Genomic DNA, 19,471 nt, shown 5'->3' on the forward strand with positions numbered 1-19,471 from the left:
GGGAATAATTATCCTTTTAATAAAGCAACAACAACGGCAAATAAGGCAACGCCTTCAATAAGAGCCGCAGCTACAATCATAGCAGTTTGAATTTTAGAACTAATCTCTGGTTGGCGAGCCATTGCTTCCATAGCACCATTGGCTAATTTTCCAATACCTAAAGCCGCACCAATAACGATTAAACCTAAACCTAAAGATGTAATAACTACTGAATCCATAATCTCAATTTTTATTTTATATTTATTTTAATTCTTAATGTTCTTCATCTGCAACAGCCATACCTATAAACATGGCTGAGAGTAATGTAAATATATAAGCTTGTAATAAAGCCACTAAAAGCTCTAGCATAAACATTACCATTGATAATAATACAGATACAGGAGATATTATTACTGTATTTAGAATAAATATTAAACATACTAAACTTAGTATAATAATATGTCCTGCGGTAATGTTTGCTAATAAACGAATTGTTAATGCAAATGGCTTTGTAAATAATCCTATTATTTCTACGGGCACTAATAACACCTTAACAAAAGCCGGAACTCCCGGGGCTGTTAATGTATGTTTCCAATAGCTTTTTGATCCATTAATATTTGTGACTATGAAAGTCATAATTGCCAACACCATTGTAACTGAAATATTCCCAGTAAAGTTGCTGCCTCCAGGAAAGAAGGGTACTAAACCAATTAAGTTGTTAATCCATATAAAGAAAAACACTGTTAGTAAGTACGGTACAAACTTATGCGCCTTATGGCTTCCTATTTGCTCTTCTGCAATGTCATTTTTTACAAAAATAATGATTGGCTCAAAAAATGATTGTATCCCTTTGGGTCTACTTGGTTTATCGGAATACATTTTAGCAATTGTTATGAAAATTGCTAAAATAATTATTAGTGATAACCACATCGACCATACATTTTTTGTTAATGAAAAGTCAAAAGGTTTTTCATTGACGATATGGCCGTGACTATCTTTTGTTACAACTCCTTCTTTATTGGTTTGGTAAATAGTTCCGTGGTCGTATATGAAATACTGTCCTTTGCTTTGCGCGATATGAGTTTTTTTATCAAACTTTGAAAATAAGAAGGTATGTATTTTCCCTTCGCTATAAAGCAATATAGGAAGAGGAATTTCGATGTGTTTTTCGTTTTCTCCCTCACCCCAAGATACAACATGCCAAGAGTGTGCATCTGAAATATGATGCATAATGAGATCTGTAGGGTCAAACTCTTCGTCTTTTGAGCTTTTTTCAGAAGCAAAAAGAGGTATAGAAACCAATATTACGAGGAGTAAACTAAAAACTTTTTTCATTAGTAATGACTGTTGTTGTATTTTTTAAGATCCTTACTTGTTATCGACAGTAAAGCCAACGCCAAGGTAGAATAAATAATTAACCATAAATACGAGAGAAAGTTGAATCTTATATGGATTATTACTTAAAATAATTGGTAAAAGATAAATTAAGGCCATTGTAAATCTTACCGAAGTAAGTATTATTGAAATGATTAACGTTTTATCTTTTACCTTTTTAATTGCAAGACTAAAAGTGTATAAAATACCCCCAAAAACTAGAGCCATATATAAGTTTATATATAGTATTTCTATTTTTAGATTTGGTAAAAATAACTGTGCTAATAGATAATTTCCTAATACTATTAAACTAAGTAATATAATCCTTATGGTTGATAACTTCATTGAGGTTAATTTGAATTAACCTTTTTCTTTTATTTCAGTTTTAGGTTGATTTACATCTCCCATTTTACACGATCCTGTAAATGTAGCCCCTGGCTCTATTGACAATTTAGCCGTAAAAATGTCTCCTAGTAGCTTAGATGCATTTTTAAGAGATAGTAATTCAGACACTTTAATCACACCTTGAATAAGACCTGATAATTCAGCGTTTACACACTGTACCTCCCCAATAATTTTTCCTTTGGAACCAATAACTACCTTTCCCTTAGATATGATATTCCCTTCAATCTCTCCATCAATCCTAATATCACCGTTGGTTTCTACATTTCCAATAATTTTGGTTCCAGAACCAATCATATTGGGTAGCTTATTATCGGTTTCATTTGATTTTGCCATACTATTATTTAATTTTTTCTTTTTAAACCACATGCTATAATAATTGCCCACCAAAGAAAATAAAAATTTAAATTTTTGGGGTATTTAAAGTGCTATTTTTAGTTAAAATATTGAACTAATTATTTTTGTCTGTTATTAAATCCACTAATTTCTTAATTTGTTTTTCTTTTTTAACCTGTCTAAGGTCTTGTGCAGTTTTGGTATAATATCTATGAGTTTTTAAGAACTCTAGTTGGTATTCATGCCATTCATTTAATGACATTTTAGTATGGCAAACACATATTTCCTTCCATAAGCGATCAGAGATTGGAATAAAATCAGCTCTGCCTAAATAATCCAGGTCCGCATCTTTTAGTACTTTCTCACATAAGGTTGTAGGTGTCGTATTTTGTTTCGTTACCATTATTAGATTACAGATTTGCTCAACCTCCTCAACAGAGTACCTAAAATTAGGAAGAATCTCTTGAGCGATTTTTACACTTTCTTCTTCATGATTATCTATTACATTAATAAAGCCAACATCATGAAAAAGTGCAGCAATCTTTACTATTAGTAATTCATCCATTGAAAGGCCTTCGGCTCTTCCTATAATTTCTACCTGTGTGCATACGTCAATTGTATGAAATACACTATGGTAATGTAGGTTTTTGGATAATTTGTTTTCTAAAAGGTCTAAAATATTTTCTTCGATATCAATATATTGTATCCATTTTATTTTAGTAATAAATTTACTGTTGGGAATAATTCCTAAACCATCAATCGAGAGTTCTTTTTTAATTCGAGTAACAAAATACATATCGGTTTCACCTTTGTATTTAATAGGCATTTTCCCCCTATATTCACAATCGAAGAAATCTTTTACCAGTTCATATGTTACTCCTGAAATATTAATCTTCCCAGCAATCCCAGAAGATTCCATCCGGCTAGCAATATTTACACTATCGCCCCAAATGTCGAATGATAGTTTCTTTCTCCCTATAGTTCCTGAAATAACAGGCCCTGTGTGGACGCCAATTCTTACTTCCCAAAAATCTCCAACTTCCTTTTTGTCGTCGATATTTGCTTGTTTCATAAATTTTTGCATTTCTAAAGCTGCAAGAATAACCTCTATAGGGTTAGTGCTATTTTTATCAGGTATTCCTCCTGCACACATATAGGCATCTCCAATAGTCTTAATTTTTTCAATACGATACTTTTCAACAACCTCATCGAAGCGTATGAAAAACCGATCTAATTCATCAATAAGTGTTTCTGGGTTTAAATGCTCTACTATTTTTGTAAACCCTTGTATGTCGGCGAATAAAACAGTTACCTTGTTATATTTTCTTTTAGATGATTGTTGTTTCGTAAGAATATTATCAACTCTAGATTGGTCGGTTTTAAAGAAGTTTACACCAAGAGCTTTTTTATAAATATCAATCCGGTTATTTATATGTTTTCTGAGTGATCCTCTAACTACAAAAATAAGGGCTATTAGTAAAATCAATGCCAATAAAAACCAAAGCCAATAATGGCTTCTAACCTTAATATTAACTTTTTCAGCTAATTGATTAGTTTTTACGAAGAATGTATACTCTGAAGGATTTAAGTTACTGTATGAAACCGAATTTTGATAGGTTGAATCTGACCAGTTAGATTGCATCCCTTTTAGGTAGAATATCTTAAGTGTAGGTTGTGAATTTTTAGATCCAAGATCAAAGGTTAATAAATCATTTTTATTAATATAAATAATTGAATCTTCATCTAACAATATTGTATCTAAGTTAACCGTTATGTTATCGATCAGAATTTGTTTATTCTGCGAAAGAAGAGATAGTTCCGATATTAGTAGAGAAATGAACAACCACAAATAGAGATTTATATGTAGAGATTTAATTTTCAAGATTATTAGATTTTATAATTATGTAGTTGTATTTATATCAAAAGTAGTATATTTATTCGCAAAATAAACCAAGTTTATTTAATAAGCACACATATGGAGAATTCTGAAAAAATCATTGTTGTACCATTCGACTTTACGCCTATAGCATTCAATGCAATAGAACATGCTAAGATATTATCATTAAAGCAAAATGCTACTATAGCCTTGCTGCATATAGTAAAAAAGGACGTGGGTATAGATGAAGCAACTGTAGCGTTAGAGGATGAAATACAAAAACTTAAAACCATCAATCCTAAAACTACGTTTAAAGGAATAGTGAGAGAGGGTACTATTTTTAAAACAATAAATGATGTTGCCGATGAGATAGGTGCCATTATGCTTGTTATGGGAACTCATGGAATTAAGGGGATGCAAAAGTTGACTGGAAGTTGGGCGCTGAAAGTTATTGTGGGTTCAAAAATACCATTTTTAGTGGTTCAAGACCCTCCTGCTCCTAATGAGGTTCGTAAAGTAGTTTTCCCAGTTAATTTCAAAACTGAGAATAAAGAGAAACTAATCTGGGTAGATTTCTTAAGTAAATTTTATCATACCAAAATTTATCTATTCGGAATTTCAAGTAAAGGAGGCGAGGTTGACTCAAGAACAAAAGCCAATTTAGCATTTTGTAAGAATTTTCTTTCAGAGAGGAATATTAATTATGAATTGTCTATTTCAACAGGAAAAGAATCTTTGGCCCAAGAAACAATTGCATTTGCAAAACAAATAGAGGCTAATGTAATTATGACGATGACAACTAGAGATATTGCCTTTCATGATTATGTGCTTGGAACTGCAGAGCAGCAAATTATCGCTAATGAGCATAAAATACCTGCAATGGTAGTGAATCCAAGAACTGATCTGATGAAATATGGTTATGGCGGTTTCTAAATAAATTATTCATAGTATAAAAAACAACGCCTAACTGTCGTTGTTTTTTGTTTTATAACAAATATTAAATAAAATATGAACCTTGTATTTGCAACTCATAACACGAATAAATTATCAGAGGTAAAAGAGCTACTGAAGGATTCAATTTCTTTAAAGGGATTGAACGAGATTGGTTGTTTTGACGAGATTCCAGAAACAGGCAATACTATTGAAGCTAATGCTACTCAAAAATCCTCGTTTGTTGCTAACAAGTATAAAATAAATTGTTTTGCAGATGATACAGGTCTCGAAGTAGAATACTTGAATGGAGAACCAGGGGTTTATAGTGCCAGGTATGCCGGGGAGGCCAAAGATGCCAATGCGAATATGAAATTGCTTCTTAATAATTTAAAAGGAGTTAAGGATAGAAAAGCCAGATTTAAGACGGTAATATCATTAATTATAAATAACGAAGAATTTTTGTTTGAAGGAATTGTGAATGGTGTTATATCAGATTCACCCATTGGAAGTAAAGGATTTGGGTATGATCCAATCTTTATTCCTGATGGTTATACAAAGACATTTGCTGAATTGGATTTTGAGGTAAAAAATACAATAAGTCATAGAGCATTGGCGGTTAATAAATTGATAGATTTTTTAAATCAATTATAAATAATGAACAAGGTACTATTAATTATACTATCACTTTCATATTCGGTTATTTTTGCTCAAGTTCCTATTGGAACTTGGCAAGAGCATATAGCCGTGAATGATGTTTTTCAGGTACAGAAATCTGGGAATAAAGTATTTGCCTTTGCAAGAAATGGATATTTTGTTATCGATTCTGAAGAAGAAACAATGACGAAATACACAAAGCTTAACAGGTTAAGTGATGTGGATATATCAGCAGCAATAATTCTTCCAGATCAGAAGAGCATTATGATTGGTTATGAAAATGGGAATATAGATATAATTGAGGGTGATAATTGTATTAATATTCCCGACCTTAAGTTAAAGCAATTATCCGTTTCGAAAGTTATTAATAATATTACGATAGTAAATAATCAAGCTTTCTGTTCTACAGATTTTGGAATATTGGTAGTTGATTATAAAAATCATGAGATTAGAGATACTTATTATATTGGGGATAATGCAGCGGAGATAAATATAAATCAGATTTGTACGCAAAATGATTCTATTTATGCAGCAACTGAGATCGGTATATTAGGAGCTCCTATAGCGAGCAATGCACTTGCATTTTATGAAACTTGGAAGAATGTTTATCCAGCCAATGAGTTTCTCGATATTATACCTCATGGTTCAGGAATTTTAGCTGTCAGAAAATCAAATAATAAATTATATGAAGAAAATAATATTGGAGACAAGTGGAGTTCGCGTGTTATTAAGTCTTCTTTTGTAAAATATCAGCAGGCAGAGAAATTGATATATTCAATATTTAAGGATAGTATTCAGGTCTTGAATAATAGTCTTGAACTTCAACGTAAATTCACCTTTTATAACTTAGAAGATATAAATTGTACTCCCAATTTTACTTCGGTAATAGAAGAGGATAATAAGACTTGGCTTGGAGATGAAGTTTTAGGTTTGGTCGAAAAGCAAGCACCTTACGATATTCAATATTTGCCTAATGGTCCTTCAACAAACAGAACCTATAAGATTGCCGCTTCAGAGGGTGTTGTATATGCTGTTCCTGGTATTCGACATGAATTCTCATGGTCGCCTAGAAGTTACCCAGCAGAACTTTCTATTTATCAACAAAACACATGGACACGAGTTAATAAATATACCGATCCGTATTTAGCAAGTCTTAGTAATTTCTGTGATATTGCTATAGATTCACGCAATAAAAATAGGGCTTATGTTGCTAGTAGATATGGGGTAGTTGAATTTGTTGATACTAAAATAGTAAATCATTTTACGAATGAGAATAGCCTTATTGAAAAAGTATATGTATGGAACTTAGTGAATGGGTTAACTACTGATAAAGAAGGAAATCTTTATATTAATAATCAAGGAGGTGATGTAGATTATGAAACTTCAAACCCGATACTTATTAAAACTAAAGACTCTGATTGGTTTAAGTATAAATACTATAACTTTGATGAGAATGGTATACACAGACCAAGATATCATTCAATGCTTTATTCAACTCATAAATTTCTTTGGAGTGTCGGAAAATATGTGAATCCAGGTATGTATGTATTTAATTTTAATCAAACCATAGATGATGGCACTGATGATACTGTAAAAGGTCCCATTCAAGGATCTGAAGATAGCCGTTGTGAATATTTAAAATTCTGGGATGAGAATGGAGCAGTTATTGATGTAATTCCAAATGCACTCTGTGAAGATAAGGATGGTTACATTTGGATAGGTACGAATTCTGGAGTTTTGGTTTATTATAGACCAGATAGAATATTTGAAGAAGAAAAGCCTGTTTCATCTCGAATCAAAATATCGAGAGATGATGGTAGTGATCTAGCAGATTACTTATTGGATAATGTATCCATTTCATCTATTGTTGTTGATGGTGCAAATAGAAAGTGGATCGGGACAGAAACTGATGGTGTCTACTGTGTTTCACCAGATGGCATTAAAACGATTCATCACTTTAATAAAGATAATTCTCCTTTACTTTCAAATTTTATAACTACAATTGCGATTGACCCAAGTAATGGGATGGTATATTTTGGGACAGATAATGGGATAGTTTCTTATATGAATGAAGCAGTAAATGGTAAAGAGTCGTATAATGAAGTCTATGCATTTCCAAATCCTGTTCAGCCTGGGTATGAGGGTGTGATTACTATTGCAAATTTAGTTGACGACTCAACTGTGCGTATTACAGATGTCAGCGGTAAATTAGTTTATCAAGGTATCTCACTTGGAGGGCGTTTGGTTTGGAATGGGCGTAATATTTACAATGATAAAGTAAAGTCAGGAGTGTATATTGTATACGCTACAAATAAAGATGGATCTGAAACTGTATCCACAAAAATAATGATTATAAATTAATTTTAGATTTAGAGAATAATGCTTAAAAAGGTAACGCTAATTATACTATCTGTTGTACTATTTCTAAGCCTCGTTTTTTGTTACATTTATTTCTCAAGTTTAAAAAATTATAGTAATAATAATATAATAAAGGCTGTTCCAGATAATGCGTTTTGTATTATGCGTATTAATAACTTAAAGGGGACCTATAAAACAATTCTAAATAAAACTAATTACAAAAAAGAACTTGAAAGTTTTAATTGGTTTAATGATTTTGTCAAACATTCTGATGTACTCATTGATAATGTAGTAGAGACCCCTCTTAATCAAATTTTATCAAATAATTTGAGTGTTTCTTTACACACGAGTGGCGATAGATCAATTGATGCTTTATACTTATATCGCTTAAAAAATAAAGCTGAAGAAAGTAGTATCAAAGATTACCTTAGAGGATCTTTACCCAATGGATTTCATGTTGACAAGAGAAGGTATAATGCTAATGATATATATGAGATAGTATTACCGCAATCAGATAATTACTATGTTTCTTTCACCTCGGGTATTTTAATAGTAAGTAAGTCAAGTCTTTTAGTAGAAAAATCGATACGACAGGTTCAATCTGCAATCTCCTTGTTAGATGATACTTCTTTTAATTTGGTATTAAAAACAATGGGGCAATCGGATGATGCAAATCTGTTTGTTAACTTTGATAGAATACCAGATGCTCTATTACCATTGTTTGATAGATCTTATTATCCTGAACTTAAAGGGTTGAAGTTTTTTGGATCTTGGGCTGAGTTTGATGTAAATATTAAGGATGATAAGTTGTTATTGAATGGTTTTATTAGTTCTAACGAGAATCAGAATAAATTAAATCAGATATTTAAAGATTGTAGTCCACAATATTCTAAGATTTCAAAAGTAATTCCGGCTAATTCAGGTCTTATCCTTGCTTATACTTATAATAAATCTACAAAGCTTAAGAATAATCTTAATACGTACCTTAAAAATAATAATCTTCAATCGGATTATAAAAAAGGGTTTTCGAATGGCAATTCTGAAGATTTAATTTTTGAATTAATGGATAGCGAATTTGCATTAGTTGATGCGAATATAAATAGTTTAAGCCCTAAAGAAGGCAGTTTTTTAGTGTTGAAAACCAAAAGTGAGAACAGAGCAAAAAGTAGTTTATCTAAGCTGTTTAACAAGCCATTAAAGGAGACAAGTTTTTACCAGTTAGATAAACAAACAAAGATCGCTATTTATAAAAACGATCGCGAAAACGATTTTACGAATATCTTCAAACATTTACTGCCTTATACTCCAAGCAAATATTTCTCATTTTATAATAATCATATATTTTTCGCAAATACTAAAGAATCGCTTAAGCAGATTCTATATGCTAATATTCTAGGTAAAACTATCCATTATAATAGTTATAATAAAATCTTCTCAGAAAATTTTGCTTCAAAGCAGAATGTTTATTTTTATTGTAATCTAGCGAATGTAGCCAAGCATTTTAACCCTAAACCAAAGTGTACTTTATTAAATCCTAACGCAGAGCAGAAAGAAGCTCTTAATAACTTTTATGGCTTAGGAATTCAATTGGCAACTAACAATAATATGCTGTATTCTAATATTTGCATACAACATAACCCTTCGCGTAGCCAGGAACCGCAAACAATATGGCAAAGTAAACTTGATAGCTCTGTGCACCTTAAGCCAAGTATTGTACTAAATCATTATACAAAGGAAAAAGAAATATTAATTCAGGATTTGAGTAATAAAGTTTATCTTATAACTCCAGATGGTAGAATTTTGTGGGAGAAAAAACTCAACAAGCCAATACTCAGTGATATTTATCAAATTGATTTCTATAAGAATAATAAACTTCAATATTTATTTAATACAGAGGATCGTATTTATTTGTTAGATAGAAATGGCAATAATGTTGAGCGTTATCCCATTAATCTTTCAAATAAAGCTACCAATGGCTTAGCCTTGTTTGACTATGATAAAAATAAAAATTATCGGATTTTTATTGCAACAGCAGATCATAAAACTCAAGTGTATGATAAAAAGGGGAGCATAATTACGGGTTGGAAAGCCTCCAAATCAGAGCATATAGTCAGTCAAGAAATTCAGCACATTCGAAATAATGGAAACGACTATATTATTTATGCCGATGAGAATAGAAATTATGTTTTGAATCGTAGAGGAGAAACTAGGCTCACCATCAAGGACGATTTTTCACGAAATAAATTAAGTTCAGTTTTCTGTGTAAACAATAAACTAGTTACCACTGATTCTTATGCAAATATCCGATTTATTGATTTGAAAGATGGTAATGTTACAACTAAAAACCTTCTTAATACAGAGCTTTCGCATTACTTTACTATGGTTAGTAAAGGTAGTGAAACATCGTATATTTTAGTCACACAGAATAAAGTGATGATTTATAATAATAAGTTTAAAGAAATGGCATCAATTGATATTAAGGGGACTTTAGCGTTGCATGCAGATATTTATCAATTCTCGTCTACTGATTATAAAATTGGTGTTTATGATGAAGAAAATAAAAAGATTTACCTTATCAATAAGGATGGGTCGTTTTATAAAAACTTCCCTTTAAAAGGTTCTTCTCGTTTTAGTATTGGGTTTCTCACTAAAAAGAAATCTAACTTTAATTTAATTGTTGGAGGAGAAAATAATTATTTATATAACTATACAGTTCAATAGATTCAATTATGGATAAACTTAAAATAGGGGTATTAGGGGCATCAAACCATTTAATTAAACGAATTATACTACCTCTAAAAAATACGAATAATTGTGAGTTATACGCTATAGCCTCAAGATCTGAAGAAAAAGCAAAAAAGGTTTCTAGTAAATTTGGGATTCCTGTCAGCTATGGTAACTATGAGGATTTACTTAGTGACGAATATGTTGATGTCATTTATATACCACTTCCCAATCATCTGCATAGTGAGTGGATTAAAAAATGTGCCGATGCAAATAAGCCCATATTGTGCGAGAAACCCATTTCTCTTAATAGAGAAGAAGCATTAGATGTATTTACTTACACAAAGCAAAAAAATGTTTTGTTGATGGAGGCTTTTATGTATAAATTTCATCCATTATGGCTACATGTTAAAAACATTGTTGATACCAACCAAATTGGAGCCATTCAGTATATTAATGTCGCATTTTCGTATAACAATCCGAGTAAAGCTAATATTAGAAATATTAAAGAATTTGGTGGAGGAGGGATGTATGATATTGGCTGTTATGCCGTTTCTGTACCTCGCTTTTTATTAGGGAGTGAACCCAAAAGGGTAGTTTCTTTATTGAATAGAAACGAGGAAACAAAAACAGATATATTATCATCGGCTCTAATGGATTTTGAAGGTGCTAATGTAACTTTTAATGTATCAACATTATCCGAAGCAAACCAGAATGTTGAAATTGTAGGCGCAGCAGGGCGAATATCTATACCTATTCCGTTTAATACTTATGTTGATACTGAGAGTGAAGTGTGGGTGCACACTGCTCAAGGCAGTAGAAAGCTTACATTTGAAGTAAGCGATCAATATGGCTTGATGTTTGAAGCATTTGCCGAGGCAATTATTAAGAATCAAGATCTTCCAATATCTGCTCAAGATTCAATTAATAATGCAGCAGTTATTGATGCGATATTTAAATCATCGGAAATAAATAGTTGGGTTACAGTATAAACAAATTAATTGTAATACGAGCTCAACTATAACAGTTGGGCTTTTTTTATTTGTAAATCTGAGAAAACCACAAATTCTTAATACTTTCGTCAATTCAATAAAATTTCATTTTTCATAAATGTATAAGATATTTGCTGATATAATTTTACCAGTTCCGCTTCCACGGCTATTTACTTATGCTGTACCTTGGGATATAGCAGAGAATCTAGAGGTAGGAATGCGAGTAATTGTACCCTTTGGAAAAAAGAAATTCTATTCGGGGGTAGTATATCAATTACATGATAATGAGCCGCAAGATTATGAGGTTAAGGAAATTGGTACAGTACTCGACGAAACACCGGTAGTTACAATAACCCAACTTAATTTTTGGCAATGGATTGCCGATTATTATATGTGTACCCTAGGTGAGGTTTATAAAGCTGCATTACCTGCGGGTTTAAAGTTAGAGAGCGAAACAAAGATTCATTATAATACAGATTGGGAGAAAGATGAGGCTTTAACTCAGAAAGAATCCCAGATTTTAGATATTCTTCAAGAAAAGAAGGTAGCCTCCATACAAGAGCTTAATAACCTATCGGAAATTAAAAATGCACTACCCACTGTAAAGCGATTACTCGATAAGGAAGCTTTATTTGTGAGTGAGAAACTGAAAGATGGTTTTAAGCCTCGTACACAAAAGATCATTGGAATTTCAGCAAAGTATCAAAAGGAGCAAATGTTGCAGAATGCCTTTTCAGAATTGAGTAGAGCAAAAAAGCAGCTTGAGGTACTAATGACTTTGCTTACCTTGATAGGAGGAGCGCATCCTGAGAATTTTGCAAAAACAATTACGCGTGATTTGCTCAAAAAGAAATGTGATCCTACCGGGGCAGCAATTAGGCAGCTAGTACAAAAAGGAATCCTTGAAGAGACGGACGAGATTATCTCTCGCCTAAATCAAAGCGATACGCAAATTAAAGAATTACATCCGCTTACAAGCGAACAGGAAAAAGCTTATACGGAGATTAAAGCTCAATATCGCGAAAAAGATGCTATTTTATTGCATGGTGTCACATCAAGTGGAAAAACTGAGATATACATACATTTAATTGAGGAACAAATAAAGCTTGGCAATCAAGTACTCTACCTCTTACCAGAGATTGCCTTAACCACTCAAATAACGCAACGACTTAAGGCCGTGTTCGGAAATAAGTTGGGTGTTTATCACTCTAAATATAGCGATGCTGAGCGTGTTGAAGTTTGGGATGATATTCTGAAAAAGAATAATTATCAGGTCATCATAGGAGTTCGCTCTTCAATTTTTCTTCCTTTTGATAAGTTAGGTTTAATTATCATTGATGAGGAGCATGAGAATACCTATAAGCAATTTGATCCTGCACCACGATATCATGCCCGCGATACCGCAATTGTTTTAGCAGCCATGCATAAGGCAAAAGTATTGTTAGGAACTGCAACACCATCCATCGAGACCTATTATAATACGCAGATAGGCAAATTCGGATTTGTAGAATTGTTTAATCGCTACGAAGGTATTCAGATGCCCGAGATAATTACTTCTAATGTAAGAGAAGAGCGACGAAAAAAGCGGATGGTAACCAACTTTTCTCCAATTTTAATTGATGAAGTTAAAGGTGCCTTAGCTAAAAACGAACAGGTTATTTTATTTCAAAACCGACGAGGTTTTTCACCTTATATTGAGTGTAATCAGTGCGCGTGGGTGCCCAAATGCGATTATTGTGACGTCAGTATGACCTATCATAAGCATAATAATCAGTTGATATGCCACTACTGTGGGCATAGTTATTTTTTGCCACGCACTTGTAAAGCTTGTGAATCTCATGAGCTTGAAACTAAAGGTTTTGGTACCGAAAAAATAGAGGAGGATGTAAAGTTAATGTTGCCAGAGGCTTCGGTGTTGCGTATGGATTTAGATACAGCCAGAACTCGAAAGGCACATGAGAAAATAATCAATAGCTTTCAGAGTGGTGAAGTTGATATATTAATAGGTACTCAAATGATATCGAAAGGATTAGATTTCGATAATGTCAGTATAGTAGGTATATTGAATGCAGACAGTATGCTTAACTATCCCGATTTTAGGGCTTTTGAGCGTTCGTTTCAGTTAATGTCGCAAGTAAGCGGACGTGCAGGGCGTAAGAATAAACAGGGGAAAGTAATATTACAAACTACAAATCCTGATAATCCTGTCATCTTGGATGTTATCAATAATAATTTCAAGAATCATTATAATGAGCAATTGGCAGAGCGTGAGTTGTTTAAATATCCTCCTTTTTATCGACTCGTCTATTTCACTGTACGACATAAAAACAATAGGCTAGCTGAGCAAGTCGCAGATTATTTTACTAATTATTTGCGATCGATATTTGATTCAAGAGTCATTGGTCCGCAAGAACCTCCAGTCAGCAAAATTCAAAATTGGCATTTACGTAAGGTGATGGTAAAAATTGAGAAAGGTGCATCTCTTAAAAAAGTTAAGGAATTAATTAATCAAGCAATAGTAGCGTCGCTTTCTCATCCAGCATTTAAAGCCGCTCAAATTCAAATAGACGTGGATCCAATGTAGTGGTTCAAAAATAAAGATTGCTTTTAGCTGCTAATATTTGTTTTATATTTGCTGCGTCTTTTAAAAAGTACAATAAAGTTAAACGGTCAAACTCAATATAAATGTCAAAAGAGTTCTTCAACGATTTATTCGAATCCTTTAATAATAAAAATATTCTCATTGTTGGGGATGTAATGATAGATTCCTATTTATGGGGAGATGTTAATCGTATTTCGCCAGAAGCACCAGTGCCAATATTGTCGGGTATTGGTCGTGAAGATCGCTTAGGAGGAGCTGCTAATGTGGCCCTTAATATTCAAGCCTTAGGGGCCAATCCAATTTTGTGTTCAGTTATAGGGGATGATTTACGAAGTCATGATTTCTTTAGCTTACTTGATAATCAAAAGTTGAGCAGTGAGGGGATTGTAAGGTGCGAAAACAGGATGACGACTGTTAAAACTAGAGTAATTAGTCAACAGCAACATTTGTTGCGCGTAGATGAGGAAATAACAAGTCCAATCCCAGAAGTAACGGAAGCCAAAATTCTTGGGCAATTTCATACAGTCATCGAAAATAATGCTATTGACGCCATTATATTTGAAGATTACGATAAAGGCGTAATTACGCCCCGAGTAATAAAGCGCATTGTTTCAATTGCTAATGAACTTGGTATACCAACATTAGTTGATCCCAAAAAACGTAATTATATCGACTATCAGAATATAACATTCTTTAAGCCTAATTTTAAGGAGTTTACAGAAGGTTGTAAGTTAGATCTTAAAAAAGGACCTAGTGACGAGTTGGTGCAGGCTGCCTGTAAGTTTCAAGAAGATCAGAATATCGATATTTTAATGGTAACCCTATCGGAATATGGTGTGTTTATCTCCAAGAAAGGAGGAGCTAATTATATTGTTCCTGCAGAAATACGAAATATTGCTGATGTTTCCGGAGCAGGAGATACTGTAATTAGTGTTGCCACTTTATGTCTATTACAAAAGTTGGATCTGAATAAGATTGCTCGCGTCTCAAATATGGCAGGGGGCTTAGTTTGTGAAGAATCAGGAGTTGTTCCGATAAATAAAAAGCTTCTTTTAGAGGAGTGCATAGTTAAAATTACTGACTAATTAAGACTTTTTAAAAGAGTTGGGTTATAAATAATCAGTGTAACTTTTATACTGTTTTTCGTATACGTTATTTTAATTAAAAGTTTAACTTTGACAAGCTTTAAAAATCAGACAACTTGATTTGGCTTAACTAAGTAATTTTAAAATACTTAATTGATTTAATTACTGAATATGGGAAAGATCATTGCACTTGCAAATCAAAAAGGGGGAGTCGGGAAAACTACAACTGCTATTAATTTAGCGGCAAGTTTGGCGGTTCTTGAGTATAAAATTCTTTTAGTAGATGCCGATCCTCAGGCAAATGCCACATCTGGTTTGGGCTTCGACTTAAGAGAAATTGATGCAAGTATTTACGAATGTATCGTAGATGACATTGAACCAAAAACGGCTATATTAAAATCAAATATTGAAGGTTTAGATTTGCTACCTTCTCATATCGATCTTGTTGGTGCTGAAATTGAGATGCTCAATAAGCCCGAAAGAGAGAATGTATTAAAAAATGTGTTAGCACAAGTACAAGCCGATTACGATTTTGTTCTTATTGATTGTTCTCCATCCCTAGGGTTGATTACGGTTAATGCGCTAACAGCAGCTGATTCTGTTGCTATACCTGTACAGTGTGAGTACTTTGCACTTGAGGGTTTAGGAAAGCTTTTAAATACAATAAAAATCATTCAAAGTCGTTTAAATACCGATTTAGAAATAGAAGGATTTTTATTAACAATGTATGATTCACGCTTACGATTATCGAATCAGGTTGTTGAAGAAGTACAGCGTCACTTCCAAGATATGGTTTTTGAAACGCTAATTGCTCGCAACATCAAGCTGAGCGAAGCTCCAAGTTATGGAAAAGCAGTTGTTGAATACGATGCAACTTCTAGAGGTGCTCAAAATTATTTGAATTTGGCACGTGAGTTATTGCAGAAAAATAATATGACTAAAATCGATAATAAAGATAAGGTCTTAAAATAATAGAATACAATATACAGAATGGCTAAAAAGAATGCTTTAGGAAGAGGATTAGGTGCACTTATTGAAGGAACAGATGATGTTGTAAAAAATAAGCCCCTCTCAGGAATGAATGAGATTGATGTGAGTAAAATTGTAGCCAATCCTTGGCAACCTCGCTCTCATTTCGACGAAGAAAAGCTTCAGGAATTAGCCGCTTCTATAAAAGAAATTGGAATTGTTCAGCCTTTAACCGTTCGTAAATCAGGTAATACTTATCAGTTAATTGCCGGAGAACGTAGGTTTAGAGCATCAAAAATGGTAGGCCTTGATAAAGTACCTACTTATGTTCGAACTGCTGATGATGATACAATGCTTGAAATGGCATTGGTTGAGAATATTCAGCGTGAGGATTTAGATCCGATTGAAGTTGCCATCAGTTACCAGCGTTTGATAGATGAGTGTAATCTTACACAAGAAAGTATGTCGGAACGAGTTGGTAAAAAGAGGGCGACAGTAACAAACTACCTTCGATTATTAAAACTCCCTGCCGAAGTTCAGTTAGGGCTTAGAGATAAATTATTGGGAATGGGACATGCCCGTGCCATTATTGGAATCGACAATTCTAGAGAACAAATTAAGCTGTTTAAAGAAATTGTAAAGAATGATTATTCGGTTCGAAAAGTGGAGGAGTTGGTTCGTGAATATAATAATCCTAGCGAACCTAAAAAATCAACGAAGCCTCAACTGCCTGAAGAATATCAGCAATTGAGTAATCAGATATCAAGTGTTTTTAAAACAAATATTAAATTCTCTCGTGATGATAACGGAAAAGGAAAAATTGTAATTCCTTTTGCATCGGATGAAGATTTAGAAAAAATCATTGGCATTCTGGATAAAGCAAATAACAAGTAACAAACCGATACATTTAAAAGCTTTATTTTGATCAATATTAAAAGTAGTCTGTGGGTAATTGGATTGATAGCAATCCTCAACTCTTTTGCAATTAATGCAAAGGCGCAGAGTGATACAGCATATTTTGAAGCCACAGACACCTTGGTATTTGTACCCGAGCCTGAAATTAAGTTACACTCTCCTCATAAAGCTACCTTATATTCTGCTATTCTACCTGGTTTGGGACAAGCTTATAATAAGAAGTATTGGAAGATTCCTTTGGTTTATGCAGCACTTGGTGGTTTAGTTTATGCTATCGATTTTAATAGTACCTATTACAGTAAATACAAGACTGCTTATCGCGATTATGTAATTCAGGATCCTAATAATACTAGCTATTTGGATGTTTTACCTCGCCCTTATGAGAAAGAAGATCTTATAAATGAATCAGGTGGACAATCAGAATTAGGTGTTTGGTTCGAAGGAGCTCTTGAAAATAAAAAGAATTACTACAAACGTTATCGCGATTTAAGTTATGTTGGTATTGTACTTGTATATGTTCTTAACCTTGTTGATGCAAGTGTAGATGCTCATTTTAAAACCTATGATGTTAGCAACGACCTTAGCATTCATTGGGAACCTATCGTAACTCCTATCGGATCGCAGTTTAATCATGTTGGATTGCAGGTTCGGCTTGTATTTTAGCACTACTCTCTTTTGCCAAGTTTAATTTTATCAACAGAGTAAAATCATTGTAATGAAGACATTATTTTCTACCATATTAATTTCAATCACATGCATTTGTATTTCAGCTCAAACTGAAATAGCACTTAAGGATACGCTTAATTTAGGAACAGATGTTGAAGAAGGTGCTTTTACTGAGAGTCTTGATGATTTAGCCTTTAAAGGGATTGAATCTATTCATGCAGATTCGCTTAGAATTGCAGCAGAACGTGCCTTGAAGAATATTCCTGATTCAATTTATATTAATCGCTTACAGAGTATTGAGTCTCCAATTAATTTCCCATACAATAGTAAGGTAAAAGCTTACATTGAATTGTATACAAAACGAAAAAGAAATCAAGTATCAATAATGCTTGGTTTGTCAGAATACTATTTCCCAATATTTGAAGCTCAACTTGATGCTGCGGGTTTGCCGCTAGAGTTGAAATATTTGCCGATAATTGAATCGGCCTTAAATCCAAGAGCATTTTCTAGAGTGGGAGCTTCTGGTTTATGGCAGTTTATGTATCCCACAGGAAAACAATATGGATTACAAGTTAACTCTTACGTTGATGAGCGACGTGATCCTATAAAGAGTACAGAGGCAGCTATAAGTTATTTATCAGATTTATATGAAATGTATAACGACTGGTATTTGGTGATAGCAGCTTATAATTGTGGTCAGGGTAATGTAAATAAGGCCATTCGCAGATCAGGTGGTAAAAGAGATTTTTGGGAAATCTATCATAGATTACCTCGCGAAACACGTGGTTATGTGCCAGCATTTATTGCAGCAGCATATACTATGAATTATTATGAAGAGCATTTAATCAGTCCGCAAAAATCAGATATTGTATTAGAAACTGATACAATAATGATCAATAATTTATTGCACTTTAATCAGGTAGCGGCTATGATGGATGTTAATGTTGAAACTTTACGAGAGCTCAATCCACATTATCGTTTAGATGTTGTGCCAAGTATAAATAAAAAATATGCACTAAAATTACCAACAAAAAGTATTGATTCGTTTATTGATAAAGAAGAGTTTATCTACTCTTTTGAGCGAGAAAAGTATTTTGCATCAAACAAGCTTGTTGAGCCAAGTAACCATCATTACGCACCATCGGCACCAAAGAATAAAACTAAGTTATACTATACGGTTAAATCAGGCGATGCTGTTGGTTTAATTGCAGATTGGTATGATGTAAGAACTTCGGATTTAAGATATTGGAATAATATAAGTAGAAATCTTATAAAGGTTGGTCAGAAGTTAGCAGTATATGTTCCTAATAACAAAGTCACTTATTATCAGCAAATTAATAAGATGAGTTATGCCCAGAAGAAAAATCTAGATGGGAAAACGGTTGTAATTGCATCTAAATCTTCTGTTAAAGCACCAGTAACGCATTCTGGTGATTACGAAGTTTATACAGTTAGAAAAGGGGATAATTTGTGGACCATTGCAAAAAAATACCCAGGTGTTTCAAATGCTGATATCATGCAGCTTAATGGTATTTCAGATGCGTCAAAATTAAGTCCTGGTCAAAAGCTAAAAATTAGGCCTAAGAGTTAATTTGCCATGTAGCGC

Annotated in this window: 16 protein-coding genes; 11 read left to right on the top strand and 5 right to left on the bottom strand. The window is 33.1% G+C overall.

Going from position 1 to position 19,471, the window contains the following annotated elements; translation table 11 throughout:
* Positions 1 to 8: 8 nt before the first annotated feature.
* The 5 genes from atpE to QMO11_RS08580 form a co-directional block, all read right to left on the bottom strand.
* Positions 9 to 218 carry an ATP synthase F0 subunit C gene (gene atpE / locus QMO11_RS08560; RefSeq protein WP_171973234.1) on the bottom strand — a complete coding sequence of 70 codons (210 nt, stop codon included), beginning with the start codon at positions 216 to 218 and terminating at the stop codon, positions 9 to 11.
* A gap of 34 nt (positions 219 to 252) precedes the next feature.
* Positions 253 to 1,314, bottom strand: a complete 1,062-nt coding sequence (gene atpB / locus QMO11_RS08565) for a F0F1 ATP synthase subunit A (protein WP_282036902.1) — start codon at positions 1,312 to 1,314, stop codon at positions 253 to 255.
* A gap of 33 nt (positions 1,315 to 1,347) precedes the next feature.
* On the bottom strand, positions 1,348 to 1,698 hold the full coding sequence (locus QMO11_RS08570; protein ID WP_282036903.1) for a hypothetical protein: 351 nt from the start codon (positions 1,696 to 1,698) through the stop codon (positions 1,348 to 1,350).
* Between the two features lie 15 nt (positions 1,699 to 1,713).
* On the bottom strand, positions 1,714 to 2,091 hold the full coding sequence (locus QMO11_RS08575; RefSeq protein WP_282036904.1) for a bactofilin family protein: 378 nt from the start codon (positions 2,089 to 2,091) through the stop codon (positions 1,714 to 1,716).
* 115 nt (positions 2,092 to 2,206) lie between these two features.
* A complete protein-coding gene (locus QMO11_RS08580; RefSeq protein ID WP_282036905.1) occupies positions 2,207 to 3,973 on the bottom strand; it encodes an adenylate/guanylate cyclase domain-containing protein in 1,767 nt (588 codons plus the stop codon).
* A gap of 93 nt (positions 3,974 to 4,066) precedes the next feature.
* Between QMO11_RS08580 and QMO11_RS08585 the strand changes: the two genes are divergently transcribed.
* The 11 genes from QMO11_RS08585 to QMO11_RS08635 all read left to right on the top strand — a co-directional run bounded on the left by QMO11_RS08585 (position 4,067) and on the right by QMO11_RS08635 (position 19,456).
* Positions 4,067 to 4,900, top strand: a complete 834-nt coding sequence (locus QMO11_RS08585) for a universal stress protein (RefSeq protein ID WP_282036906.1) — start codon at positions 4,067 to 4,069, stop codon at positions 4,898 to 4,900.
* Positions 4,901 to 4,975: 75 nt separating this feature from the next.
* The gene (locus tag QMO11_RS08590; RefSeq protein ID WP_282036907.1) at positions 4,976 to 5,551 is read left to right on the top strand and encodes a non-canonical purine NTP diphosphatase; all 576 of its coding nucleotides are present in this window, start codon (positions 4,976 to 4,978) and stop codon (positions 5,549 to 5,551) included.
* A gap of 3 nt (positions 5,552 to 5,554) precedes the next feature.
* The gene (porZ, locus tag QMO11_RS08595) at positions 5,555 to 7,915 is read left to right on the top strand and encodes a type IX secretion system anionic LPS delivery protein PorZ (protein ID WP_282036908.1); all 2,361 of its coding nucleotides are present in this window, start codon (positions 5,555 to 5,557) and stop codon (positions 7,913 to 7,915) included.
* Between the two features lie 159 nt (positions 7,916 to 8,074).
* Positions 8,075 to 10,633 (top strand): DUF3352 domain-containing protein, encoded by a 2,559-nt coding sequence (locus tag QMO11_RS08600; RefSeq protein WP_282036909.1) that lies wholly within the window; start codon positions 8,075 to 8,077, stop codon positions 10,631 to 10,633.
* An 8-nt stretch (positions 10,634 to 10,641) separates the two neighbouring features.
* Positions 10,642 to 11,628, top strand: coding sequence for a Gfo/Idh/MocA family protein (locus tag QMO11_RS08605; protein ID WP_282036910.1), 987 nt, complete (start codon positions 10,642 to 10,644; stop codon positions 11,626 to 11,628).
* A 118-nt stretch (positions 11,629 to 11,746) separates the two neighbouring features.
* A complete protein-coding gene (gene priA / locus QMO11_RS08610; protein ID WP_282036911.1) occupies positions 11,747 to 14,212 on the top strand; it encodes a replication restart helicase PriA in 2,466 nt (821 codons plus the stop codon).
* 101 nt (positions 14,213 to 14,313) lie between these two features.
* Complete coding sequence (locus QMO11_RS08615) at positions 14,314 to 15,315, top strand: bifunctional heptose 7-phosphate kinase/heptose 1-phosphate adenyltransferase (protein ID WP_282036912.1); 1,002 nt, start codon at positions 14,314 to 14,316, stop codon at positions 15,313 to 15,315.
* A 171-nt stretch (positions 15,316 to 15,486) separates the two neighbouring features.
* The gene (locus QMO11_RS08620; RefSeq protein WP_068474768.1) at positions 15,487 to 16,287 is read left to right on the top strand and encodes a ParA family protein; all 801 of its coding nucleotides are present in this window, start codon (positions 15,487 to 15,489) and stop codon (positions 16,285 to 16,287) included.
* 18 nt (positions 16,288 to 16,305) lie between these two features.
* Positions 16,306 to 17,178: a ParB/RepB/Spo0J family partition protein gene (locus QMO11_RS08625; protein ID WP_068474765.1), complete on the top strand. Its 873-nt coding sequence runs from the start codon at positions 16,306 to 16,308 to the stop codon at positions 17,176 to 17,178.
* Positions 17,179 to 17,205: 27 nt separating this feature from the next.
* Positions 17,206 to 17,862, top strand: coding sequence for a DUF5683 domain-containing protein (locus tag QMO11_RS08630; RefSeq protein WP_282036913.1), 657 nt, complete (start codon positions 17,206 to 17,208; stop codon positions 17,860 to 17,862).
* A 52-nt stretch (positions 17,863 to 17,914) separates the two neighbouring features.
* Positions 17,915 to 19,456, top strand: a complete 1,542-nt coding sequence (locus tag QMO11_RS08635) for a lytic transglycosylase domain-containing protein (RefSeq protein ID WP_282036914.1) — start codon at positions 17,915 to 17,917, stop codon at positions 19,454 to 19,456.
* Positions 19,457 to 19,471 lie beyond the last annotated feature (15 nt).

This window comes from Saccharicrinis aurantiacus, from assembly GCF_947489045.1.
GTDB lineage: Bacteria > Bacteroidota > Bacteroidia > Bacteroidales > Marinilabiliaceae > Saccharicrinis > Saccharicrinis aurantiacus.